The sequence below is a fragment of the Pseudoxanthomonas sp. PXM02 genome, from assembly GCF_014851805.1.
Lineage (GTDB): Bacteria > Pseudomonadota > Gammaproteobacteria > Xanthomonadales > Xanthomonadaceae > Pseudoxanthomonas_A.
Genome location: NZ_JACVAK010000001.1, coordinates 526,875 through 549,857, shown reverse-complemented (window position 1 = coordinate 549,857; position 22,983 = coordinate 526,875). Strand labels below are relative to the sequence as shown.

The 22,983-nt window shown below is 68.1% G+C and carries 22 protein-coding genes; 12 read left to right on the top strand and 10 right to left on the bottom strand.

The features are described from left to right. Positions 1-28 precede the first annotated feature (28 nt). The 9 genes from rlmD (at position 29) to IB225_RS02435 (ending at position 8,031) form a co-directional block, all read left to right on the top strand. Positions 29-1,372: a 23S rRNA (uracil(1939)-C(5))-methyltransferase RlmD gene (gene rlmD, locus IB225_RS02475; RefSeq protein WP_192309455.1), complete on the top strand. Its 1,344-nt coding sequence runs from the start codon at positions 29-31 to the stop codon at positions 1,370-1,372. After that, positions 1,372-1,890, top strand: coding sequence for a CYTH domain-containing protein (locus IB225_RS02470; RefSeq protein WP_192309448.1), 519 nt, complete (start codon positions 1,372-1,374; stop codon positions 1,888-1,890). The genes rlmD and IB225_RS02470 overlap by 1 nt, the downstream gene beginning before the upstream one ends. A gap of 12 nt (positions 1,891-1,902) precedes the next feature. Then, a complete protein-coding gene (nagZ, locus tag IB225_RS02465) occupies positions 1,903-2,910 on the top strand; it encodes a beta-N-acetylhexosaminidase (RefSeq protein WP_192309446.1) in 1,008 nt (335 codons plus the stop codon). Then, entirely contained in the window at positions 2,910-3,479 is a 570-nt protein-coding gene (locus tag IB225_RS02460; RefSeq protein WP_192309444.1) for a hypoxanthine-guanine phosphoribosyltransferase, read from the top strand. Before nagZ ends, IB225_RS02460 begins: the two co-directional genes overlap by 1 nt. Next, positions 3,476-4,228 (top strand): S-methyl-5'-thioinosine phosphorylase, encoded by a 753-nt coding sequence (locus tag IB225_RS02455; RefSeq protein ID WP_192309442.1) that lies wholly within the window; start codon positions 3,476-3,478, stop codon positions 4,226-4,228. Before IB225_RS02460 ends, IB225_RS02455 begins: the two co-directional genes overlap by 4 nt. Before the next feature lie 90 nt (positions 4,229-4,318). Beyond that, the gene (locus IB225_RS02450) at positions 4,319-4,525 is read left to right on the top strand and encodes a cold-shock protein (protein ID WP_055942196.1); all 207 of its coding nucleotides are present in this window, start codon (positions 4,319-4,321) and stop codon (positions 4,523-4,525) included. Positions 4,526-4,623: 98 nt separating this feature from the next. Continuing rightward, on the top strand, positions 4,624-5,838 hold the full coding sequence (locus IB225_RS02445; RefSeq protein WP_192309440.1) for an NAD(P)/FAD-dependent oxidoreductase: 1,215 nt from the start codon (positions 4,624-4,626) through the stop codon (positions 5,836-5,838). A 61-nt stretch (positions 5,839-5,899) separates the two neighbouring features. Further along, positions 5,900-7,528 (top strand): acyl-CoA dehydrogenase family protein, encoded by a 1,629-nt coding sequence (locus tag IB225_RS02440; RefSeq protein WP_192309438.1) that lies wholly within the window; start codon positions 5,900-5,902, stop codon positions 7,526-7,528. Further along, a complete protein-coding gene (locus IB225_RS02435; protein ID WP_192309436.1) occupies positions 7,525-8,031 on the top strand; it encodes a L,D-transpeptidase family protein in 507 nt (168 codons plus the stop codon). The genes IB225_RS02440 and IB225_RS02435 overlap by 4 nt, the downstream gene beginning before the upstream one ends. A 12-nt stretch (positions 8,032-8,043) precedes the next feature. Here the strand turns inward: IB225_RS02435 and fabR are convergent, their stop codons facing one another. Further along, positions 8,044-8,700, bottom strand: a complete 657-nt coding sequence (gene fabR, locus IB225_RS02430; RefSeq protein ID WP_345776588.1) for an HTH-type transcriptional repressor FabR — start codon at positions 8,698-8,700, stop codon at positions 8,044-8,046. Positions 8,701-8,802: 102 nt separating this feature from the next. Here fabR and IB225_RS02425 point away from each other — a divergent pair, with 102 nt between their 5' ends. Both IB225_RS02425 and IB225_RS02420 read left to right on the top strand, forming a co-directional pair. Next, entirely contained in the window at positions 8,803-9,906 is a 1,104-nt protein-coding gene (locus IB225_RS02425; protein ID WP_192309434.1) for a ferredoxin reductase, read from the top strand. After that, entirely contained in the window at positions 9,906-11,057 is a 1,152-nt protein-coding gene (locus tag IB225_RS02420; RefSeq protein WP_192309432.1) for an acyl-CoA desaturase, read from the top strand. Before IB225_RS02425 ends, IB225_RS02420 begins: the two co-directional genes overlap by 1 nt. 4 nt (positions 11,058-11,061) lie before the next feature. Here the strand turns inward: IB225_RS02420 and IB225_RS02415 are convergent, their stop codons facing one another. From IB225_RS02415 to IB225_RS02400, 5 genes are all read right to left on the bottom strand, one after another. After that, positions 11,062-11,442, bottom strand: a complete 381-nt coding sequence (locus IB225_RS02415; protein WP_192309430.1) for a hypothetical protein — start codon at positions 11,440-11,442, stop codon at positions 11,062-11,064. A gap of 77 nt (positions 11,443-11,519) precedes the next feature. After that, positions 11,520-13,298 carry an ABC transporter transmembrane domain-containing protein gene (locus tag IB225_RS02410; RefSeq protein WP_192309428.1) on the bottom strand — a complete coding sequence of 593 codons (1,779 nt, stop codon included), beginning with the start codon at positions 13,296-13,298 and terminating at the stop codon, positions 11,520-11,522. A 111-nt stretch (positions 13,299-13,409) separates the two neighbouring features. Beyond that, a complete protein-coding gene (locus IB225_RS02405) occupies positions 13,410-13,997 on the bottom strand; it encodes a YigZ family protein (RefSeq protein ID WP_345776560.1) in 588 nt (195 codons plus the stop codon). Then, a complete protein-coding gene (locus IB225_RS20295) occupies positions 13,994-15,136 on the bottom strand; it encodes a hypothetical protein (protein ID WP_225583208.1) in 1,143 nt (380 codons plus the stop codon). The genes IB225_RS02405 and IB225_RS20295 overlap by 4 nt, the downstream gene beginning before the upstream one ends. 2 nt (positions 15,137-15,138) lie before the next feature. Further along, positions 15,139-15,693 (bottom strand): RNA polymerase sigma factor, encoded by a 555-nt coding sequence (locus IB225_RS02400; protein WP_192310823.1) that lies wholly within the window; start codon positions 15,691-15,693, stop codon positions 15,139-15,141. 264 nt (positions 15,694-15,957) lie between these two features. Between IB225_RS02400 and IB225_RS02395 the strand changes: the two genes are divergently transcribed. After that, positions 15,958-18,864, top strand: coding sequence for an EAL domain-containing protein (locus IB225_RS02395; protein ID WP_192309420.1), 2,907 nt, complete (start codon positions 15,958-15,960; stop codon positions 18,862-18,864). A 21-nt stretch (positions 18,865-18,885) separates the two neighbouring features. Here IB225_RS02395 and IB225_RS02390 read toward each other — a convergent pair whose 3' ends face one another. The 4 genes from IB225_RS02390 to xseA all read right to left on the bottom strand — a co-directional run bounded on the left by IB225_RS02390 (position 18,886) and on the right by xseA (position 22,954). Further along, complete coding sequence (locus tag IB225_RS02390) at positions 18,886-19,269, bottom strand: hypothetical protein (protein WP_192309418.1); 384 nt, start codon at positions 19,267-19,269, stop codon at positions 18,886-18,888. Between the two features lie 69 nt (positions 19,270-19,338). After that, the gene (locus tag IB225_RS02385) at positions 19,339-21,120 is read right to left on the bottom strand and encodes a VWA domain-containing protein (RefSeq protein ID WP_192309416.1); all 1,782 of its coding nucleotides are present in this window, start codon (positions 21,118-21,120) and stop codon (positions 19,339-19,341) included. 96 nt (positions 21,121-21,216) lie between these two features. Then, the gene (locus IB225_RS02380) at positions 21,217-21,561 is read right to left on the bottom strand and encodes a ribonuclease E inhibitor RraB (protein ID WP_192309414.1); all 345 of its coding nucleotides are present in this window, start codon (positions 21,559-21,561) and stop codon (positions 21,217-21,219) included. Positions 21,562-21,625: 64 nt separating this feature from the next. Further along, on the bottom strand, positions 21,626-22,954 hold the full coding sequence (gene xseA, locus IB225_RS02375) for an exodeoxyribonuclease VII large subunit (protein ID WP_192309412.1): 1,329 nt from the start codon (positions 22,952-22,954) through the stop codon (positions 21,626-21,628). Positions 22,955-22,983: the final 29 nt, after the last annotated feature.

Here is a 22,983-nt window from a genome sequence, read left to right as displayed (position 1 = left end):
CCGCCAAACACACGCAGCCTGACGCCACGTGGCCCGTACCCGCTCTCCCCGCATCGACAAGACCCCCTTTGAAGCCTCCATCACCGACCTGACCCACGACGGGCGCGGTGTCGCCCGCCGTGACGGCAAGGCGGTATTCGTGTCGGGGGCGCTGCCCGGTGAGCGCGTGATGGCGGAACAGACGGCGAAGAACCGTCATTTCGACGAGGCCCGGACGCTGGACGTCCTGGAGGCCTCGTCCGATCGCGTCGCACCCCGTTGCCCCCATTTCGGCACCTGCGGCGGCTGCGTGCTGCAGCACCTGGACGAGAACCGCCAGATCGAGGCCAAGCAGCGCGTGTTGCTGGAGAACCTGGAGCGCATCGGCCACGTCTCGCCCGGCATGGTGCTGCCGTCGCTGACCGGCGCCAACTGGGGCTACCGCCGCAAGGGACGCTTCTCGGTGCGCCGGGTCAACAAGAAGGACAAGACGCTGGTCGGATTCCGCGAACAGGACCCGCGCTTCGTCGCCGACCTGTCCGAGTGCCATACCGTCATTCCCGAGATCGGTGGCAAGGTCGCCGACTTCGCCGCGCTCGTTGAAAGCCTGGACGTGCGTGAGCACATTCCGCAGATCGAATTCATTGCCGGCGACGCGACGGCCGATTTCGACGGCGTCGCGCTGGTATTCCGGCACCTGCAGCCGCTCGGCGATGCCGACCTTGCCCGTCTGGTGGCGTTCGGTGAGGCGCACCGCTTCGCGATCTTCCTGCAGCCCGCGGGCGTGGAGAGCGTGCATCCCCTGTGGCCGGAGGCGCCGCAACTGGCGTTCGGACTGTCGCCGTGGGACATCTCGCTCGCGTTCCGACCGCTGGATTTCATCCAGGTCAATGCGGCGCTCAACGAGAAGATGATCGCGCATACCTTCAGCCTGCTCGACCTGCAGGCGACGGACCGCGTGCTCGACCTGTTCTGCGGCCTCGGCAATTTCACCCTGCCGATGGCGCGCCTGGTGCGCGAGGTGGTCGGCGTGGAAGGCGACGCCGGGCTCGTGGCGCGTGCCCGCGAGAATGCGGGGCGCAACGCGCTGGGAAATGCGCAGTTCCACGCGGCCGACCTGACCCAGGACCAGCGCAATGCGCCATGGATGCGGCAGGGCTTCGACAAGCTGCTGCTGGATCCGCCGCGCTCGGGCGCGATCGAGGTGTTGCAGCAGCTGCCGCTGAAACAGTTCGATCGCATCGTCTACGTGAGCTGTCATCCCGGTTCGCTGGCGCGTGACGCCGGCTATCTGGTCAATGAGCAGGGCTACACGCTGGTGTCGGCGGGCGCCATGGACATGTTCCCGCATACGGCACACGTCGAATCGATCGCCCTGTTCGAGAAGCGCTGATGGGCATCGAGATCGAGCGCAAATTCCTGGTCGCCGGCGATAGCTGGCGCGAGGCTGCGCACGAGGTCGTGCCGATGGCGCAGGGCTACATCAACGACATGGGCGCGATGGACCGCGGAGAACAGAAGGCCTCGGTGCGCGTGCGCATCCAGGGCGATGCGGCATACCTCAACCTGAAATCGCGCGAGCTGGGCGCCACCCGGCAGGAATTCGACTACGCCATCCCCGTCGCCGATGCGCGAGCGCTGCTGGCGCTGTGCGTGGGCGGGGTGATCGACAAGCGCCGGCACTACGTCCGCCACGAGGGCCATCTGTGGGAAGTCGACGAGTTCCTCGGCGACAACGCCGGCCTGGTGGTGGCGGAGATCGAACTGGACCACGCCGATGAAGCCTTCGTGAAACCGGCCTGGGCCGGCAAACAGGTCACCGACGCCGCGCGCTATTACAATCTGGCCCTGGCGTCGCGGCCGTACACGCAGTGGTCGGACGACGAACGCGCCGCCACCGATATCTCCTGAGGACTTTCCGAAATGCTCGTCATCGGCATCGCCGGCACCGAACTCACCGCGCAGGAGCGCGACTGGCTGCAGCATGACGCCGTCGCCGGCGTCATCCTGTTCACCCGCAACTTCGCCTCGCGCGCCCAGGTGGCGGAACTGTCGCAAGCCATCCGTGCCGCCGCGCCGCGCCCGCAGCTGGTCTGCGTGGACCAGGAAGGCGGCCGGGTGCAGCGCTTTCGCGACGGCTACAGCGACCTGCCGGCGCTGGAGGTGTTCGGCAAGCTGTATGCGCAGGACCCGCAGGCCGCGCTGCCGCGTGCCGAAGAACACGCCTGGCTGATGGCCAGCGAGATCATTGCCAGCGGCGTCGACCTGAGCTTCGCTCCCGTCGTTGACCTGGCGCGTGGCAACCGCGCCATCGGCAACCGCGCCTTCGATGCCGATCCGCAGATCGTGGCGGAGTTCACCCGTGCCTACGTGCGCGGCATGCACAGCGCCGGCATGGCGGCCACGCTGAAGCATTTCCCCGGCCACGGCACCGTGCTGGAAGACACGCACTTCGACGATGCCGTCGATCCGCGTTCGCTGGACGTGCTGCGCGCCGAGGACCTGATTCCGTTCGTCGCCGGCATCGAGGCCAAGGCCGATGCGGTGATGATGGGGCACGTGAAGTATCCCGCCGTCGCGCCCGAACCGGCGGGCTACTCGCCGTTCTGGATCCAGAAGATCCTGCGAGAGGAAATGGGCTTCCGTGGCGTGGTGTTCTCCGACGACATCGGCATGGCGGCGGCGTTCTCGGCCGGTGGCGTGAAGCAGCGCATCCACGATCACCTGGACGCCGGCTGCGACGTGGTGCTGGTCTGCTCGCCGAAGCTGGTGGACGAGTCGCTGAAGGCGGTGGAAGGCCGTGCCTTGAACACCGCTGCCGTGCTCGGCGTGCTGGGCCGCGGCGCGCTGGGATGGGATGGCCTGATCGCCGATGCGCGCTACGGCGACGCACAGACGCACGTGATCGACAACTTGAAGGGAGTGGTTTGATGGAATCGCTGGGCAATCCGCGACCGAAGCTGGCCGATGCGCTGGCCAATGCCGACCTGCTGGTCGACCGCGCGACGATCGATCGCGCCATCGCGCAGATGGCGGCGCCGATCGCGCGCGACTATGCCGGGGAAGTGCCTGTCTACCTCACCATCATGCACGGCGCGCTGCCGTTCGCCGGCCAGCTGTCGCTGGAACTGGGGGCGCTGGGGCTGGATCTGGAATTCGACTATCTGCACGCCACCCGCTACCGCGGCGAGACCACCGGCGGCGAACTGGTGTGGAAGCACCGGCCGGCGACGGCGCTGTACGGCCGTCGTGTGCTGCTGGTGGACGACATCCTGGACGAGGGCCACACGCTGCTCGCCGTGAAGCAATGGTGCCTGGAACAGGGCGCCACCGACGTGCGTATCGCCGCGCTGACCATCAAGCAGCACGACCGCTGCGTGGCGGGCATCTGCGCCGACTACGTGGGCCTGGAGGTGGCGGACCGCTACGTGTTCGGCTTCGGCATGGACTACCACGAGCAGGGGCGCAACCTGCCGGGCATCTACGCACTGAAGGAATGACGATGTCCGATATCGCGCTCGCCGTCATCGGCGGCACCGGCGTCTACAAGCTGGCCGACCTGCAGGATGTGGAAGCCCGCGAACTGGATACGCGCTTCGGTGCGCCCTCGGGTCCCGTCCGTATCGGCACCCTCGGCGGCCGGCGCGTGGCCTTCCTCGCGCGCCATGGCGAGGGCCACTCGGTGCCGCCGCACCAGGTCAATTACCGCGCCAACCTGCAGGCGCTGAAGGACCTGGGTGCCACCCGTGTGCTGGCGCTCAACACCGTCGGCGGCATCACCGACGCCTGCGGTCCACGCGTGCTGGCCTGCCCGGACCAGCTGATCGACTACACCTGGGGTCGCATCTCGACGATCTGCGAAGAGCCGGGTACTGAGGTGCTGCATGTCGACTTCGGCGACCCGTACACGCATTTACTTCGCCAGCAGATCCTCGCGGCGGCCCGCGAGGCGAACGTCGAGGTGCTCGATGGCGGGTGCTATGGCGCCACCCAAGGGCCACGACTCGAGACGCGTGCGGAGATTCGCCGGATGCGCCGTGACGGCTGCGATCTGGTCGGCATGACCGGCATGCCGGAAGCGGGCCTGGCGCGGGAAATGGGCCTGGAATATGCCTGCCTGGCCATCGTCGCCAACTGGGCGGCGGGCTGCGGTACCGACGAGGAGATCACCATGGACGAAGTGCTGGCCAATGTGGCTGCCGCCTCTTCCGGGATCCCGTCCCTCGTGGCCGCGTTGGCGCGAGGGTGATTGTCAACGCGCGTCAGGCTTTGCATACTCGGCGGGTGTGACGTCACGCCACACATTCCACCCGCATCCAGAAAAGGAAATACAAGCGCTATGCCGTACGGTACCGTGAAATGGTTCAACGATGCCAAGGGCTTCGGATTCATCGCGCCAGAAGATGGCAGCGCCGATGTCTTTGCGCACCACACCGCCATCAACAGCAAGGGCTTCCGCAGCCTGCAGGAAGGCCAGCGCGTCAGCTATGAGCTGACCCAGGGCCCGAAGGGTGCACAGGCGTCCAACATCACGCCGGCAGCCTAATCCAAGACGATTTTCTTGAACCCCGCTCCGGCGGGGTTTTTTAACGCCTGTCGTTTCCGCTACACCGGTTTACGCACCCCGAAGGACCGCCACGCGCCATGGATGCCCAGCACATCGCGATCATCGGCTACGGCACCGCCGGGCAGGCGGCGGCACTGCTGCTGTCGCGCGACGGGCACCGGGTGGAGGTGTTCGAACGTGCGCCGGAACTCGGTCCGGTCGGTGCCGGCTTCCTGCTGCAGCCGACGGGCTTGCAGGTGTTGTGGGAACTGGGCCTGCTGCGCGACGTGCTGACGCATGGCCGTCGCGTCAACCGTCTGTACGGCGAGACGCCTTGCGGTCGTGCAGTGATGGACATGCGCTATGCGGGCCTGGATGCGCGCCTGTTCGGCCTGGGCATGCAGCGCGGCGCCCTGTTCTCGCTGCTGGCGGAGGCCTGGGCCGAGCACGGTGAGGTGCATCGTGGCCACACCATCGAGGAAGTCAGCGAAGACACACGCCGCATCCGCGACCAGCATGGGCGCTGGCATGGTCCGTTCGATCTGGTGATCGCGGCGGACGGGTCAGCGTCGAAGCTGCGCGGTGCCACCGGCGCGGTGAAGCGCGAGGCTGTCTATCCGTGGGGCGCGCTGTGGCGACTGGTACCGCAGGACGACTGGGCGTGGGGCGACGAACTGCGCCAGCGCTATGTGGCCGCGCGCAAGATGATCGGATTGCTGCCGGTCGGGACGCGACCCGGCGACGACACGCCGCGGCTCAGCTTCTTCTGGAGCCTGCCCATCGCCGATTTCGATGCATGGCGGCAGCGTGGTCTTCCGGCGTGGCGCGATGAGGTCGCCCGCCTGTGGCCCGAGGCGGATGCCTGCCTGGCCGATACCCTCGATGCGGACCAGCTGGCGCGCGCCAGCTATCGTGACGTCACGTTGCGTCACTGGCATCGCGATCGGCTCGTCGTGCTGGGCGATGCAGCGCATGGCATGAGTCCGCAGCTGGGGCAGGGCGTCAACATGGCGTTGATGGACGCGATGGCGCTGCGCGACGCACTCCGCGCGCAGTCCGATGTCGCGATCTCACTGAATGCCTACCAGCGCGAGCGCCAAGCGCATGTCGGGGTCTACCAGTTCTGGAGCCGCTGGCTGACGCCGATCTTCCAGTCCGATCTCGACTGGGTCGCCTACGCACGCGATGTCGGTTTCCTGCCCGCGGGTCGCCTGCCCGGTGGGCGCGGTCACATGCTGCGGGTACTCAGCGGCACGCAGCACGGATTCTTCGGGACGTTGAAGCTGAAGCCCGATTTCCTCTCGGCGCTCTAGTCCCGGCGCACCCCGATCCTCGGGCACAATCGGCATCGACAGCCTGTTGCGGGAGCCGGTGATGGACGACCTTCCTCCATTCGAAACGCATCGCGTGGACAACCAGCCGCCACCGTTCGAGCCGCGCGACCTGTGGGGCGACGATGTCGTATTGCGCGACGCCGTCGAGCGGGAAGGGGCGGCTGCGTTCGTATCGCGGGTGGCGACCTATGGCGCACTGGCCGGCGATGAGCTTTACCGGTTCGGCTTCGACGCCAACCGTGACCGCCCGCGGCTGCGCACGCATGACCGCACGGGGCAGCGCATCGACCTGGTCGAGTTCCATCCCGCCTATCACCGGTTGATGGACGTGGCGAAGTCGCACGGCGTCGCCGGGCTGTCATGGCACGAGCCCGCACCGGGCGCGCATGTCGCGCGCGCGGCGTTGAGCTATCTGCACCATCAGGCGGAGGCGGGCACCAGCTGCCCGCTGACGATGACACACGCCGCCGTACCCGTCCTGCAACGCGAACCCGGCCTCCGCGCATGGGCGGCGAAAGCCTCCGCGCCGCACTACGATCCGCGCGATGTGCCCATCGCCGACAAGGCTGGCATCACGCTGGGCATGGGCATGACGGAGAAGCAGGGCGGCTCCGACGTGCGCGCCAACGCCACCACCGCAACGCCGCACGGTGACGGCACGTACGCGCTGGTCGGCCACAAGTGGTTCTTCTCGGCACCGATGTGCGATGGCTTCCTGGTGCTGGCGCAGGCGGAAGGTGGCCTGACCTGCTTCCTGATGCCGCGCCGCCTGGATGACGGCGGAAAGAATGCTCTCCGGCTGATGCGGCTGAAGGACAAGCTGGGCGACTGGGCGAACGCCTCCAGCGAAGTCGAGTTCATCGGTGCGCACGCCTGGCGCGTGGGCGAGGAAGGGCGCGGCGTGGCGAGCATCATCGAGATGGTGATGTTGACGCGGCTGGACTGCATGCTGGGGTCCGCTGCGGAAATGCGCATGGCACTCGCGCAGGCGCTGCACCATGCGCGCCATCGCATGACGTTCGGCAAGCCGCTGGTCGACCATGCCTTGATGCGCAATGTGCTGGCCGATCTCGCGCTGGAATCCGAAGCGGCCACCGCGTTTGCTTTGAGGGTGGCGCGGGCGGTGGATGCAGCGTCGCGCGATCCGCACGAAGCGACGTTCGCGCGGATCGCCACGGCGGTGGGCAAGTACTGGATCTGCAAGCGCGCACCGACGTTCGTCAACGAAGCGCAGGAATGCCTGGGCGGCGCCGGTTATGTGGAGGAATCGATCCTGCCGCGGCTGTACCGGCAGGCGCCACTCAACTCGATCTGGGAAGGCAGCGGCAACATCCAGTGCCTCGATGTGTTGCGGGCGCTGTCGCGTGAGTCCGGCACGCGCGAGTCGGTGGCTGTCGAACTCGCGTCGGCCTCGGGCAGGGATGCGATCTACGACGCGTTCGTCGATCGCCTGCGGACGGACTTGTCGTCGGCGAGCGAGGCCGGTACGCGCATGCTGGTCGAACGGCTGGCGTTGGCACTGCAGGCAGCGGTGCTGCTGCGTGCAGGCAGTCCGGCAGCCGCGCTGTTCGTGCGCAGCCGGCTGGGCGGCGAGCATGGGCTTGCATTCGGCACACTGCCCGATGATGCGGACGTCGGTGCATTGCTGTCACGGGCGTTGCCGGCATGAGCCGCTGGCGCTGGCCGATCCTGCTGCTCGCCGCCCTCGGCCTGTCGTCGCAGGCGCGCGAACCGACACGATGGCCGCCGCCCTTGCTGCCTGCCGCTCAGCAGGCGGACGCGATCCATGTCTACAAGACGCAGCGGAAGATGGATCTGTTGCGCGGTGGCCGCGTCATCGCAACCTACCGCATCGTGCTGGGCGGTGCGCCGATAGGGCACAAGCGGCAGCAGGGCGACCAGCGCACGCCGGAAGGCGACTACCGCATCACGTATCGCAACGACCGCAGCCGCTTCCACCTGTCATTGCGTGTGTCCTATCCGAATGAGGCCGATCGCCGGCAGGCCGTGGCGCGAGGCGTCGACCCGGGCGGTGACATCATGATCCATGGCGCCACGCCGCCGGGATCGCAATCGGACTGGACGGAAGGCTGCATCGCCGTGACCAACGCCGAGATCGAGGCGATCTGGCAGCGCGTGCCGGTGGGCACGCCGATCCGCATCACGCCCTGACGGAATCGCCGGTCAGCGGCCGCCGCCGCGCGAGGCGAGGGCACGCGAGCCGGTGATGATCAGGCGGACCATTTCCGAGAGCTGTTCGATCAGTTCCGGATCCTTTTCCGGAGGCAGGTCCATTGCGGTGGCGCCCATCGCGAACACCAGGCGGGTGATCGCCTTGGAGACCAGTGCAGGTTCGTGCAGCGGCGCGTTGTCGCGCGCGGCCAGCCGGATGAGGTCGATGCACAGCTCTTCCTCGAAGAACTGCAGTTCGCGTTCCACCGCATGCTTGAACGCGTCCGAGCCGACGTTGCCTTCGCGCAGCAGCACGTGCAGCAGCTTGTCGTCGGCGCGCAGCTGCTCCATGAACGCTTCCACCGAGCCGCGCACCACGCTGCGGTCGCTGCTGGTGGCGCGGTGTCGCGCTTCACCGATGATCTTGCGCAGCGAGCGGCCGGCCAGGTCGATCAGCGCCACCGCCAGTTCGTCCATGTCGCGGAACTGGCGGTAGAAACTGTTGGGTGCGATGCCAGCCTCTCGGGCCACTTCGCGCAGGCTCAGGGTCGAGACGCTGCGGTGCGGGCCCACCAGTTTCAGGGCGGCCGCCATCAGGTCTTCGCGTGAAATGGACGCCTTGCGGCCGGGGCCGTGGTCGTCCTGGAGCTGCGGTTGCGGGTTGGGAATCACGCGGAGAGACCGGGCATACGGGGTGGTAGGGGCATCATAGCCCCGTAAATTAATATACAAGTGTATACACAAGCGTCTTCACGGCGGTATAGTGAGGCCATGAACGCCCAGATCCGTCCGACCCCCCGCCGGCCCGGTCCCCTGAAACGCCTCATCCGGCCGTTGGTGAAGCCGGATATCTTCGATTTCTGGGCCACCCGTTTCCACCGCACCTGGACCTGGGAGCGGCCGCTGGCCCGCCTGGTCGCTCGCGAAACCGCGTCGACCGACGCCGTGACCCTGCTGTTCAAGCCGAACCGGCACTGGGCCGGCCATCGCGCCGGCCAGCATGTGAACCTGGGCGTCGAGATTGATGGCGCCCGCGTGACCCGCAGCTACAGCCTGACCGAGCCGCCGCGTGCCGACGGCCTGCTGCCGATCACCGTCAAGGCGATCGAGGGCGGCAAGGTCAGCCGCTACCTGTGCGAAGGCGCCCGCATCGGCGACATCGTCGAACTGGGCCAGGCCTTCGGCGAGATGACGCTTCCCGCGTCCCCGGATAACGCGCTGCTGTTGCTGGCCGCCGGCAGCGGCATCACCCCGCTGATGGCGCTGGTCCGCGAACTGGCCGGGCAGGGCATGCCGGTCGATCTGACCCTACTGTACTGGGTGCGTCGCCGCGAGGAAGCCTGCTTCCTCGACGAACTGCGCGCGCTCGCATCCGCACATCCGCGGTTCCGCTTCCGCCTACTGCTGACGCGCGAAGCCGCCTCCGCCGGCGACGAAGCCGCAGGTCGCATCGACGATGCGCTGCTGGCCGCGCATGCGGGTGACTTGTCCGTGCAGCAGGTGATGGCCTGCGGTCCGGGTGGCTTCGTCGAAACCGCCCGCGGGTTGCTCGCGTCACGTGTCGCTGCCTTCCAGGCCGAAGCGTTCACTGCGCCGCCGGTGACGGTGGTGGACGAAGGCGAAGTCGACATCCGCCTGCAACGCAGCGGGCGCACCCTGCGTGTGGCGCGCGGAACGTCGTTGCTGGACGCGCTGGAGGCGCAGGGTCTGAAGCCGCCGTCGGGCTGCCGCATGGGCATCTGCAACACCTGCGCCTGCGGCAAGTCCGCGGGCAGCACCCGCCACCTGCCCAGTGGCGACCTTGCGCACGAACCCACCCAGGCGCTGAAGCTGTGCATCCACAGCGCCGCCACCGACCTCGAGCTGGATCTCTGATGGCCTCTTCCCGCAACCGCAAGCTCAGCACCGACGAACTGGACCGTTTCGGCGAGGAACTCGACGCCCTGCGCGCGCAGACCGTCGCCACGCTGGGCGCCCGCGACGCACGCTACATCCGCAACGTGGTGAAGGCGGTGCGCTACACCAACCTGATCGGCCGCGTGCTGCTGTTCTCCGCCGCGGTCGCCGGCGGCCTGTGGCTGGCCGACAGCGCGGTGGGCTGGCTGTTCTGGGTGCTGTGGGCGCTGGGTGCGTTCTCGCTGGGCCTGGGCAAGATCCTGGACAACATGGAGCTGGGCCACAACGTCATCCACGGCCAGTACGACTTCCTGGGTGATCCGCAGCTCAACGGCAAGACCTACGACTGGGACATCGTCGCCACCAGCGACAACTGGCGGCACACCCACAATTTCCGCCACCACACCTATACCAACGTGCGCGGGCTGGACGACGACATCGGCTACGGCCTGCTGCGCATCTTCCCCGAGCAGAAGTGGCGCCCGTTCTACCTGGTGCAGCCGTTCGTCGCGGTGGTGTTCGCGCTGCTGTTCCAGTGGGGCATCGCCATCCAGGACCTGAAACTGGGCCGCTGGTGGAGCGGCAAGATGACCAACAAGCAGCTGCGCCGCAAATCCGCGCCGGTGGTGCGCAAGATGGGCAGGCAGCTGGCGAAGGATTACGTGATCTATCCGGCGTTGGCCGGTCCGTTCTTCCTGCCGGTCCTGCTCGGCAACATGGTCGCCAACGGCCTGCGCAACGTGTGGACCTACGTGATCATCTTCTGCGGCCACTTCACCGCCAACGCGGAGACGTTCCCGAAGGAATGCATCAAGAACGAGTCGCGCGGCCACTGGTACCTGCGCCAGCTGCGTGGCTCGTCGAACCTGCGTGGCGGCTTCCTGATGAACGTGATGTCGGGCAACCTGAGCCACCAGATCGAGCACCACTTCTTCCCCGATATCCCTGCCAACCGCTATGCAGAAATGGCCAAGGAAGTCCGTGCCATCTGCGCCCGCTACGGCCAGCACTACAACACCGGCACGCTGTTCACGCAGTTCGGCCAGGTCTGCTGGCGCATCGTGCGGCATGCCTTCCCCAGCCGTCCGCGCCGCGTGCCGGCGCTGGTGCAGGCCGACGCGGTGGCCTGATCCGTCAGGGCGCGTTGGGCGCCACCGCCCGCGCTGCGCGGGCGACCTCGCGCTTGAGTCGCCACTCGGCGAAGAACGATGCCGCGATCAGGCCGGTGCCGAGCAGGCCCAGCCACTGGAACCACGGGTTCTCGAAGACATCGTCGGCCAGGTCGTTGCCCTGCAGTTGCAGGCGAAGCAGGCGGACTTCGGTGGCGAGCGCGTCGGCGCCGGTTTCGCCGTGGTGCATGGCTTCTTCCGCCTTGACCGCCAGTTGCGTCATCGCGGCGAGTGCGACGGCATCGTCATCCGCTCTCCGCTCCACCACGACCACCAGCGCGCTGGTCAGCAGGATCAGGGCGGTACCGAGTCCGCGCAGCAGCGGCGGCAACGAGTCGGGAATCATGCACGGACTCCGGCGGGCAACCGCCGCATCCTAGACCACGGGATGCGCGGCCGTCATCGGTGCGCCCAGGCGGCGGATCAGTCGAGGAACTGCAGCCGCGCCAGTTCGGCGTACAGGCCGTCCTGCGCCAGCAGTTCCGCATGGGTGCCCTGCGCGACGATGCGGCCGCGATCCATGACCACGATGCGGTCGGCCTTCTGCACGGTCGCCAAGCGGTGTGCGATGACCAGCGTGGTACGCCCGTCCATGAGTCGCTCCAGTGCGTTCTGCACGGCCCGCTCGCTCTGCGCATCCAGCGCGCTGGTGGCTTCGTCGAGCAGCAGGATGGGGGCATCCTTCAACAGGGCGCGCGCGATGGCGATGCGCTGCTGCTGGCCACCGGACAGGCGAGCGCCGCGCTCGCCCAGTTGGCTGTCGAAGCCGCCAGGCAGTTCGCGGATGAAGTCGTCGGCTTCTGCGGCTTCCGCGGCGGCCTGCAACTCGGCGTCGGTGGCGTCCAGCTTGCCGTAGCGGATGTTCTCGGCCGCGCTGGCGGCGAAGATCGTCGGCTGCTGCGGCACCAGCGCAATGTGCTCGCGCAGGTCGGACGGTGCCAGTTCGCGCAGGTCGACGCCATCGACGCGCACGCTGCCGGTCTGCGCGTCGTGGAAGCGCAGCAGCATCGAGAACACGGTGCTCTTGCCGGCGCCGGACGGGCCGACGAGCGCGACGGTCTCGCCCGGATGCACGGTCAGGTCGAAGTCGTCGAGCGCGGGCAGGTCGGGGCGGGACGGATAGTGGAAGGAGACGTTGTCGAAACGGATCTCACCCTTCACCGGTGCGGCCAGCGCGTGCGGCGTGGCAGGTGCGCGGATCGCCGGGGTTTCGCCCAGCAGTTCGGCGATGCGGCCCATGCCGCCGGCCGCGCGCTGCAGTTCGTTCCAGACCTCGGCCAGGGCGCCGACGGAGCCACCGCCGATCAGGGCATACAGGACGAACTGGCCGAGGGTGCCTGCGCTCATCGTGCCGTCGATGACGTCATGCGCGCCGGACCACAGCACCAGTGTGATGGCGCCGAAGATCAGCGTGATCGCGGCAGCAGTGACCCATGCCTGCGCGCGGATGCGGCGACGCGCGGTCTCCACGGCGGTCGCGATGGCAGCGCCGAAGCGACCTCGCTCGTACGGTTCACGCGCATGCGCCTGCACGGTGCGCACGGCGCCGAGGGTTTCGCTGGCCAGCGTATTGGCGTCGGCCACACGGTCCTGGCTGGCGCGCGATGCTTTTTCCAGCCGGCGTGCCCCCAGCACGATCGGCAATACGGCCAGCGGGATGCCGATCAGCGCGAACGCCGCCAGGCGCGGGCTGGTGACGAACAGCATGGCCAGGCTGCCGATGACGGTGACGCTGCTGCGCAGTGCGACCGACATGCTGGTGGCCACCACGGTGCGCAGCAGTTCGCTGTCTGCCGACAGTCGCGACACCAGTTCGCCGCTGCGGGTGCGGTCGTGGAATTCCGCATCCAGTCCGATCAGATGGCCATACAACTGGCCGCGCAGGTCGGCAACGACCTTCTCGCCCAGCAACGACACGAAGTAGAAGCGTGCCGCGCTCGCCAATGCCAGCACCACGGCCACCACGAACAGGAACAGGAAGGCGCGATTGATATTGGCGCCGTCGGTGAACCCGTTGTCGATCATCTGACGGAACGCGACCGGCAGGCTCAGTGTCGCCGCCGAGGCCAGTGCCAGCGCCAGCAACCAGGCGGTGAACAGACCGCCGTGCATGCGCACGAACGGCCACAAGGCGCGCAGGGTGCCCAGCTTGGCCTTGGGTTTTGCGGCAGCGTCGGCCGGCGTCTCGATCTGGGCGCTCATGCGGAATCCATGTTCAAAGCGGTTGTGGAAGAGGCTTCAGCCCCGACCAGGCCGCCATGCTTCCGTCGTACCGGAAGCCCCTTCCACAAACACCTGCCGGTTTCCGGACGACTATGCCGGCTCGATGAAGCGCACCCGGTTACGGGTGGCGTCGCGCAGCTGCGATTTCAAGGCATCCACGCGATCCGCGGGCAGTTGCACGCGCAGGTGTGCTCCGGTCTCGTCGAAGCCTTCGTCCAGCTTTACCGCCTTGTGGGCGGTCAGGGCGGCATGCACGTGCCCAAGATCGTCGAACGGGCAGGTCAGCGCCAGCGTCGCCAGGGCTATCAGCGGCTCACGGGGCGCCAGCCGCAGGCACTCCGCAGCAGCGCCGCCATAGGCCCTCACCAGTCCGCCCGCGCCCAGCTTGATGCCGCCGTACCAGCGCGTCACCACCACCATCACGCGATCGAAGCCCTGGCCGTCGATCGCGGCCAGGATCGGCCTGCCGGCCGTTCCCGCAGGCTCGCCATCGTCGCTGGAGCGGTAGTCCTGGCCGATCCGGTACGCCCAGCAATTGTGGGTCGCCGCGGGATCGCCGATCTCGCGCAGGAACGCGAGCGCTTCGTCGGCGTTGCCGACGGGCGCTGCCTGGGCGAGGAAACGGCTGTGCTTCACCTCCAGCAACTGCGAGGCGCGTGCGGCGAGGGTGTCGCTCACGGGTTGCCGAGCAGGGGGCGCAAGTCGTCCGGCACGCGCTGGAAAGGATGTTCCTGCACGAACAGCTGAAGGCTGCGCAGCGCATTGGCGTCGTCGCCCAGGTCGCGGCGCAACCGGATGCGCTCCAGCCATTCGTCGGGTGTCAGCCGCGTGTCCGCATCGACCGGTACCTGCAGATCGGTGCGGCGCAACGCATTGCGTGCAGCACTGGGCTGGACACTGCCTGCACTCGCGGCAGGCGGTGGCGGGGGAGGCGGGGCCATGGCGGGCGCCGGCGCGGGTGCCGAGACGACGTCCTGTGCCTTGGAGCGGCGTTCCCGCGACTTCACCCGGTTGCCGGTGACGGCGATGGTGTCGAGCGTTCGGTTGTCTTCGGCTTTGGCCGCTGCTTCAGCCGCTGCTTCCCGCCGGTACTCGACCTGCCGCGCCCGTTGCTCCTGCTCCTGCTGGGCGCCGATACGCTGCTGTACCTGTTCGCGCAACGCGGCCTCCGACGCCGCTGTCGCGGCCGGGGCAGGTGCCGAATACGAATAGCTGTCGGCCTCCGCGGGAAACGCCTGTGGTGCTGGCTCGGGCGCGGGAGGCGCAGGCGGGCTCGCGGGCACCGGGATCAGCGCCAGGGGACCGCGTTTCGGCGCGGGTTCCTGCCGGGCGGCCGCTTCCGCATTCTGGCGGGCAGGTCCGGGTGTCGGGGGCGTCTGTGCGACAGCGGGCGGCGGCGATATCTTGGCCGCCATCGGGGTGGGCGCTTCTTCCACCGCGATGGCGGCGGGCGGCGGCACATCGGCGATCGGCATCGCAGCGGCGGCGGCGTCGGCAGCCTGGGGTTCCGCGTCCACGCCGGCTGACCGCTCCGCGTCCATCGGTGCTTCGCTGGCGATCGGCATTTCGTGCATCGGACGAAGCTGCCAGGCGATACCGGCCGCGAGCAGCATCGACGCCGCCACCCCCATGCCCAGGGGCCAGCGACGGCGTGCAGGCCGCACCTGTTCCGTCGTCGCCGTGGACGGCTGCACGGCAGCACGCGCCGCGCCGAGGATGCGTGCATCCAGGTCGGGCGACGGGCCGCCGTGCGGTCCCAGCCGGGACAGCGACTGCGCGAGGGCGCGCTCTTCGGGGGTCAGGGGCTCGTGGGGCATGCTCATTCGTTCAATCTCGTCCGCAACCGGTCCATCGCATACCGCAGGCGCGACTTCACGGTTTCCCGGCCCACGCCGGTGATCTCGCCGATCTCCTCCAGGGTCAGTTCCTGCTCCAGCCGCAGCAGCAGCACTTCGCGCTGCTCGGCTGGCAATTCGTCCATGGCCAGTTGCAACCGCCGACGCTGCTCGAACTCGGACAGCTGCCGCTCCGGCGTGTCCGGATCCGGCACGCGTGCCGTGCGTTCATCCGCATCGTCCGGTGCGGCGGGGCGATGCTTCGATGCGCGCCAGTGGTCGTTCAGGCGATTGTGCGCGATCCGGTACAGCCAGGTCCCGAACGCCGCTTCCGGTTTCCAGCCCTGGCGCGCGCTGATCACGCGCTGCCAGGTGTCCTGGAAGAACTCGTCGGCCAGCGCGGCGTCGCGCAGGTGCCGCAGCAGGAACCGGTACAGCGGGCCGCGGTGGCGCGCATAGAGCTGCTCGAAGGCCGACGCGTCGCCCGCGGCGTAAGCCAGCATCAGGGTCTCGTCGGCGGGTTCGGCAAGGTCGTTCACCAGCGCCAGCGTAAGCGCTCGCTGCGCGCCCGTGAAGCTGGGGCAAGGGCCGGAGCCCGTCATGTTCATCCTCGGCCGGGCTTGCGGAAGCACGGCCGGGGCAGCGAGAGCGGCGGGAGCAGGGAAAGCAGGCACATGCATGGCAAACGGCCGAAGACCGGCGGCGGGGTTGTGTACGCGGTTTCCGTTCAGGGGGTGGCAGGCGGTATGCTCGCCGCCGGGGGACTTCCAGATACTGCACACCGACTCGGTCGGACCACGGGCATGCCTACGCCATCGATCAGCGCCGACAACCCAGCCAGCGCGGACGCCTCCCCGGCGGAACGGATCGCGAGGGTCCTGCGTGGGTTGCTGCCGGAGGGCGCTGAACTGGCGGTCTGCTGGCGCGACTGGGCTTTGGGCAACGGCAGCGGTGCCACACCGGGCGCGTCCAGCGCACTGCGGCGACGCGCCGAACATGCCCTGGCCGAAGCCATCGTCGAGCACGACGGGCCCGAATCACGCGCGTATGCCTGGGACAACGCCGACGGCAATGCCCGCGTTGCGCTGGCGCTGGCGCTGCCGGCGCCGTTGGCGGAGGCCGAGGAGGCCTCGTGGGTCCTGCTGGCGCGCACGCTGCTGGTGACGTCGCTGGATGCCTCGCGGGCGCAGGCCCGCGTGGTGTCGCTGGAAAAGTCCAAGCGCCTGCAGCAGGCGCTCTACGAGATCGCCGACCTCGCCGGCGCCGACCTCGAAATGCCGGAGATGCTCCGCCGCATCCATGCGGTGGTGAACTCGCTGATGTACGCGGAGAACTGCTACATCGTCCTGTACGACGACCAGCGCCGGACCGTTCGCTTCCTCTACTTCGCCGACCAGCGCGACCCCTATATCGCCGAACCCGAGCGGGAGTTTGGCGAGGAGGAAATGGTCAACAGCATGACGTTCGCGCTGTTGCGTCACGGACAACCGCTGCGCGGACCCTCGGCGGTGATCCGGCAGAAGCTGGGCGTGGTCCGCGATCCTTCGCATGGCCCGGACAGCCTGGACTGGCTAGGCGTACCGATGCGTCGCGACGACCATGTCTGCGGCGCCATCGTCGTGCAGAGCTACGACGCCCCGGCCAGTTACGCGGACGAAGACCGCGCGCTGCTGGGCTACGTCGCCCAGCACATCCTCACCGCGCTCGACCGCAAGCACGCCCATGTCGAACTGGAACACCGCGTGGCGGTGCGCACGCATGAGTTGCAGCGCGCCAACCGCGAGCTGCAGGCCGAGATCATGGAACGCAAACGCGCGGAGAAGCTGCAGCGTGCGCTGTTCCGCATCACCGACCTGGCCATCACGTCGGAGAGCCTGGAACGCTTCTATGCCGACGTGCACACGGTCGTCGACGAACTGATCAATGCGCGCAACTTCTATATCGCGCTGGTCTCCGACGACGGCGGGCAGTTGAACTTCCCGTACTCGATCGACGAGCGCGACCCCATGCGCAAGTCGCGCCGCATGACCAATGGCCTGACCGAGTACGTCATCGAAACCGGCCGGCCGCTGCTGGCCGACCGCGAGGTGATCGGCCAGCTGGCGGAAGCCGGCAAGGTGCTGCAGCACGGACCGCCCGCCCACAGCTGGCTGGGCGTGCCGCTGTTCCGCGGCGAAGACGTCGTGGGGACGGTGGTGGTGCAGAGCTACTCCGACGACGTGAAGTTCACCCCGCACGACCAGAACCTGCTGACCTTCGTGGCCCACCATATTGGCAACGGTCTGGATCGCCAGCGCGCGCAGGAGCGCCTGCGCAGTGCGCATGCCGAGCTGGAGCGCCGCGTCGACGAACGTACGCGCGAGCTGGCCGAGGCGAACCACCAGTTGCGGTCCCAGATCGGCGAGCGCCTGCGCGTCGAACAGCAGCTGACCCACCAGGCCACGCATGACGCGCTGACCGGGTTGCCGAATCGCCCGCATCTTCTGGATCGCCTGTCGGCCGCGATCGAGCGCGCGCGGCATGGCGATGGTCAGGCCTTCGCCGTGCTGTTCCTCGACCTGGACCGGTTCAAGCTGGTCAACGACAGCATGGGTCACGCCGCTGGCGACGAACTGCTGGTGGAGGTCGCGCGCCGCATCACCATGAGCGTGCGCGACGAGGACGTGGTGTCGCGCCTGGGCGGCGACGAATTCGCGCTGCTGGTGGAATACGCTGAAGGCGTCGAGAACGTGCGCGACTTCGCCCAGCGCCTGCTCGCCGTGCTCGGCCTGCCGATGTGGGTGGCCGGGCGCGAACTGTTCCCGTCGGCTAGTCTCGGCATCGCGGTCTGGCACCCCCGTTACCGCAATGGCGAAGAACTGCTGCGCGACGCGGACGCGGCGATGTACCGCGCGAAGGAGCAGGGGCGCGACCGCTGCGCGATGTTCGACGAGGCCATGCGCGAAGCCGCCGTGCAGAGCCTGGATCTCGAAGCCGACCTACGCCGCGCGATCAACCATCGCGATTTCCTGCCGTTCTACCAGCCGATCCGGCGCATGGACGACGGTCGCGTCATCGGCCACGAAGCGCTGCTGCGCTGGCAGCACGAGCGACGTGGCCTGCTGCTGCCGGCAGAGTTCATCGGCCTGGGCGAGCACAGCGGCCTGATCGAACAGGTCGACTGGCTGCTGTACGAACAGGTGGTGAGGCAGATCGCGCGTGGCGTCGAAGGCTATATCTCCGTCAACGTCTCGCCGCGGCATTTCCGTTCGCCCGATTTCGGCGACCGCCTGCTGGCGATGTTCGAGGCGCAGGGCGCCGATCCGTCGCGCCTGCGTCTGGAAATCACCGAGGTCGCGCTGCTCGACGACGCGCCGCGGACGCTGCGCATCCTGCGCACGCTGCGCCAGCACGGCATCCTCGCGCAGCTGGACGATTTCGGTACGGGATTCTCGGCGCTGTCCTACCTGCACCGGTTCCCGATCTCGGTACTGAAGATCGACCGCAGTTTCGTGTCAGGCCTGGGCAACGAGGCACGTCCGGAAAGCCTGGCACTGGTACGGGCCATCCTGGCGCTCGCCAGCACGCTGGGCATCGAGACGATCGCCGAAGGCGTGGAGACGGAAGAGCAGCGCCAGTCGTTGATCGAACTGGGCTGCCATCTCGGCCAGGGCTACCTGTTGGGCCGGCCTGCGGCGCAGATGGAAACGGTGGTGGTCGACGCCGCCTGAGCGTGCGCCACGCCTGCCGCGCTAACGGATGTCGATGGACTGTCCGTCGTGGGGCCGCAGTTGCCCCGACCTCGTGGCTTCACCCGCGACGGGAACGGTCCGCCAGTTGAGCCAGAAGTCGCCCACGCAGAGCCGGCGGAATCGCACCTCGACGGCTTCGCCAGCGGGAACATCGACCTGTTCCAGTGACGAGAGATAAGGCGGTACGTCGTCGCCGTAGACAGGCGTATCGAAGTCCTCTGGCGATGGCGCCGGAAGCATCCGATCCATATGGAAACTCTTCAACTGCACCGTGATGCCGTGCGCACGATGATTGACGACCATGATGTGGATCCCGCAGCTTGTCGCGAACGACGAAGCGGGACAGAGCAGGGCGAGAAGCAAGGCAACTTTGCGAACCAACATGGCGGCTGAGCTACTGTGTCAGAGGGAAAACATGGCGGGGTCCATCCCTGGACCCGCGCCACGCCAGGTTCACTCGCCGGCAATGGCCGGCGCCTCGTCCTTCACGGCGACCAACCGGTGCGCCTGCTCGATCATGCCGACGAATTCCGCCTTCAGGCCGTAAGGATCACGCCCTGCCGATGCACGTGCGGTGCGGGCGACATCATTCCAGTTCCAGCCATCGATGCGCTGTCCGCCACGCAGCAGATCGGCATAGGCCGCCACGGCGCTGGCGAAGCGGAATGCGTCGCTGGGCTGTGTCGTCAGCGACGTCCGCGCGATCGGGGTTTCGATCAGGCGGCTGCTGTCCTGGCCCGGCAGCTTGTAGCGCAGGCGGACGTGGGCGACCTCGGTGGTGGAGGCACCCGCGGCGACCTGCTTGCTGCCATAGCGCAGCGCAGGCAGGCGATCGGCACCGCTGCCGACCGGCGTGATCTCGTACAGCGCGGTGACTTCGTGGCCCGCGCCGATGTCGCCGGCGTCGACCTTGTCGTTGGCGAAGTCCTCGTTGGCGAGCACGCGGTTCTCATAGCCGATCAGGCGGTACTCCGACACGACGGCGGGATTGAACTCCACCTGGATCTTCACGTCGCGGGCGATGGTCATCAGCGTGGACTGCATCTCGTCCACCAGCACCTTGCGGCCTTCCTGCAGCGTATCGATGTAGGCATGGTTGCCGTCGCCGACATCGGCCAGCTTCTCGGCCAGTGCATCGTTGTAGTTGCCGGTGCCGAAGCCCAGCGTGGTCAGCGCGATGCCCGACGCCCGCTGGTCGGCCACCATCGTTTCCAGTGCGTCCTGGCTGACGGTGCCGACGTTGAAGTCGCCGTCGGTGGCCAGGATCACCCGGTTCACGCCCTCCTTGACGAAGGCCTGCCTGGCCATCGCGTACGCCAGCCGGATGCCGTCGCCGCCATTCGTACTGCCGCCCGCCTGCAGGCGGTCGAGTGCGGCAAGGATCTCGTCATGCCGGTCGCCGGGCGTTGGCGGCAACACCAGGCCTGCCGAGCCTGCGTAGACGACGATGCTGACGCGGTCCTGCGCACGCAGCTGCGGGATGAGCTGGGCGAACGACTGCTTTAACAGCGGCAGCTTGTCCGGCGACTCCATCGAGCCGGACGTGTCCAGCAGGAACACCAGGTTGGACGGCGGCAGTGTCGCTTTCGGCACGTCGTAGCCCTTGATGCCGACCATCAGCAACTGGCGCTTGGCGTTCCACGGCGCAGGCGCGAGTTCCGTGGTCACGGCGAACGGCCGACTGCGATCGGCCGGCACCGTATGGCCGTAGCGGAAGTAGTTGATGAATTCCTCCGCGCGCACCGCGTCGGCGGGCGGACGCTGGCCTTCGCGCAGCATGCGGCGCACGTTGCTGTAGCTGCCGGTGTCCACGTCGACGGAGAAAGTCGAGACCGGCTGGTCCAGCGTGCGATGCACCGGGTTGTCGTCGCGCTCGGCGTACTTCTCGGTGGTGGCCGGCGGCGCCTGCGGGGCGACGGCGATGTTGGCCGCCCGGTATTCCATCAGCATCGCGGGGGCGGCCGGGGGCGGCGGCGCGGGCGCGTAGGCGGCGCCCGTGGCCATCGCGGCCTTGGCCTGCTGGCTGCGCAAGCGGTTGCCGGTAACGACGACGCTGTCGAGCGTGGCCTGCTCGCGCCGTGCTGCTTCCGCATCCTGGCGTGCGTAGGTATCGACGGCGGCGGCCGCATCGGCAGCGGTCGAGTCGGCTTCGGGCGAAGTCTGGGCGGTGGGGTTGGACTGGCAGGCGGCCAGCAGCGCGGCGGCCAGCAGGGTGACGGTCAGACGGTGCGACATGGCGTGACTCCGTGTGTGGGACAGGGAGTCGAACGCGCGGGCTGAAGGAATGGGGTTGGACGGCGTCAGATCCCGGATGCGGGACCGGGGGCGGGCTCAGTCGATGGCGCCGACATCCATGCCGTCATAGGCATCCAGGCCATGCTCGTCGGCGAAGCGGTACAGCGCCTGGTTGCGCTCGTGCAGGCTGTCCGGCGTATGCACTTCGGTTTTCTCGACATGCAGCCACCACAAGTCCGGATCCTTGCGGCTGTCCTTCTCTTCCAGGTACAGCGCGATCACCCGGTAGCCCTGGTCCTGCAGCAGCGGCACGACCGTTTCCAGCGGTGGTCGCGTGCTATGGGTGAAGAAGTAGCCCCACACTAGCGGCTTGCGCAGGTCCCAGGGCGTCTCCTTGGCCATGTTGTCGAACATCTCGACCAGTTGTTCGCGGGTGATCATGTCGTGCTCCGGAATAAGGCAATTGTCGTTCGGGTGCTGAGGTAAGTCGCTCGCTGTCGCGTCGCTATTCCGCCCGCAGTTTCAGTCGGCCATCGCCGATCTGGGCATCGACACGTTCGCCTGGCTGCACCTGCGCCACCGAGCGCACCAGCGTGCCGTCTTCCTTAGTCACCAGGGCGTAGCCGCGGGCGACGGTGGCGAGGGGGCTGACGGCTTCCAGTGAACGGGCGAGAGCGCGCAGGCGCAGGGCGTCGCGTTGCAGGGTGCGGGCGACGGCGGCTTGAGGGCGTGGCGCGAGCGCCAGCAGGCGGGCGCGCAGTTGTTCGAGGCGACGCTGCGGCGCGTGCGCACGCAGGATGGCATCGGCATGGCGAAGCGCGGCTGCACGCCGCGCCTGCTGGTCACGCCACAGGGCGTGCAGCCGGCGTGCCGCGTCTTCCTGGCGGCGTCGCAGCATCTCGAGGCGTGCCTGCGGTCGCAGCGCGTTGAGTCGCAGCGCAGCGCGGTCGGCGCGCTGCATGGCATTGCGCAACCGATGCGCCTGGGTGGTGGCCAGCCGACGCTGCAAGCCCTGCACGCGGGCCAGCAGGTCGCGGCGATCCGGCACCAGCAGTTCGGCCGCAACGGAGGGCGTGGGCGCGCGCAGGTCGGCAGCGAAGTCGGCGAGGGTGAAGTCGGTCTCGTGGCCGATAGCCGACACCACGGGAATCGGCGATGCCGCGATAGCGCGCGCCAAACGCTCGTCGTTGAAGGCCCAGAGATCTTCCAGCGAGCCGCCACCGCGGGCGACCAGCAGCACGTCGTAACGGCCACTGCGCGCTGCGCGCTGCAGCATGTCCACGATCTGCGCGGCGGCTGTTTCGCCCTGCACCTGCACGGGCAGTACGTCGACTTCGAGTAGCGGGAAGCGCCGCTGCAACACGCTCAGCACGTCGCGCACGGCGGCACCGGTCGGGGAGGTCAGCACGGCAAGCCGCTGCACGTGGGCGGGCAGGGGACGCTTGCGGGTTTCGTCGAACAGGCCTTCTGCGGCGAGCCTGGCGCGCAGCTCCTCGAACGCACGCCGTAACGCGCCTTCACCGGCTTCCTCCAGGCTGTCGATCACCAACTGGTAATCGCCACGCGCCTCGTACAGGGTCAGCCGGCCGCGTGCGAGCACACGCAGGCCTTCGCGCGGGGCGAACTTCAGCCACTGGCTCTTGGGCTTGAACATGGCGCAGCGCACCTGTGCGCGCGCGTCCTTGAGCGTGAAGTACAGATGCCCCGAGGCCGGACGGGTGACGTTGCCCAGCTCGCCTTCCACCCAGACCAGCGGGAAAGCACCTTCCAGCAGGTCGCGGGCCAGCGTGTTCAGCTGGGTAGGCGTGAGGATGTCGCGCGCGGTGTCCGTCATGGTGCAAGGATAAACGCTGGGGCTGATTC

Coding starts and splice junctions, on each gene's coding strand:
- IB225_RS02470 (WP_192309448.1), top strand. CDS start 1,372: ATGGGCATCGAGATCGAGCGCAAATTCCTGGTCGCCGGCGATAGCTGG.
- nagZ (WP_192309446.1), top strand. CDS start 1,903: ATGCTCGTCATCGGCATCGCCGGCACCGAACTCACCGCGCAGGAGCGC.
- IB225_RS02460 (WP_192309444.1), top strand. CDS start 2,910: ATGGAATCGCTGGGCAATCCGCGACCGAAGCTGGCCGATGCGCTGGCC.
- IB225_RS02455 (WP_192309442.1), top strand. CDS start 3,476: ATGACGATGTCCGATATCGCGCTCGCCGTCATCGGCGGCACCGGCGTC.
- IB225_RS02450 (WP_055942196.1), top strand. CDS start 4,319: ATGCCGTACGGTACCGTGAAATGGTTCAACGATGCCAAGGGCTTCGGA.
- IB225_RS02445 (WP_192309440.1), top strand. CDS start 4,624: ATGGATGCCCAGCACATCGCGATCATCGGCTACGGCACCGCCGGGCAG.
- IB225_RS02440 (WP_192309438.1), top strand. CDS start 5,900: ATGGACGACCTTCCTCCATTCGAAACGCATCGCGTGGACAACCAGCCG.
- IB225_RS02435 (WP_192309436.1), top strand. CDS start 7,525: ATGAGCCGCTGGCGCTGGCCGATCCTGCTGCTCGCCGCCCTCGGCCTG.
- IB225_RS02425 (WP_192309434.1), top strand. CDS start 8,803: ATGAACGCCCAGATCCGTCCGACCCCCCGCCGGCCCGGTCCCCTGAAA.
- IB225_RS02420 (WP_192309432.1), top strand. CDS start 9,906: ATGGCCTCTTCCCGCAACCGCAAGCTCAGCACCGACGAACTGGACCGT.
- IB225_RS02415 (WP_192309430.1), bottom strand. CDS start 11,442: ATGATTCCCGACTCGTTGCCGCCGCTGCTGCGCGGACTCGGTACCGCC.
- IB225_RS02410 (WP_192309428.1), bottom strand. CDS start 13,298: ATGAGCGCCCAGATCGAGACGCCGGCCGACGCTGCCGCAAAACCCAAG.
- IB225_RS20295 (WP_225583208.1), bottom strand. CDS start 15,136: ATGCCCCACGAGCCCCTGACCCCCGAAGAGCGCGCCCTCGCGCAGTCG.
- IB225_RS02395 (WP_192309420.1), top strand. CDS start 15,958: ATGCCTACGCCATCGATCAGCGCCGACAACCCAGCCAGCGCGGACGCC.
- IB225_RS02390 (WP_192309418.1), bottom strand. CDS start 19,269: ATGTTGGTTCGCAAAGTTGCCTTGCTTCTCGCCCTGCTCTGTCCCGCT.
- IB225_RS02385 (WP_192309416.1), bottom strand. CDS start 21,120: ATGTCGCACCGTCTGACCGTCACCCTGCTGGCCGCCGCGCTGCTGGCC.
- IB225_RS02380 (WP_192309414.1), bottom strand. CDS start 21,561: ATGATCACCCGCGAACAACTGGTCGAGATGTTCGACAACATGGCCAAG.
- xseA (WP_192309412.1), bottom strand. CDS start 22,954: ATGACGGACACCGCGCGCGACATCCTCACGCCTACCCAGCTGAACACG.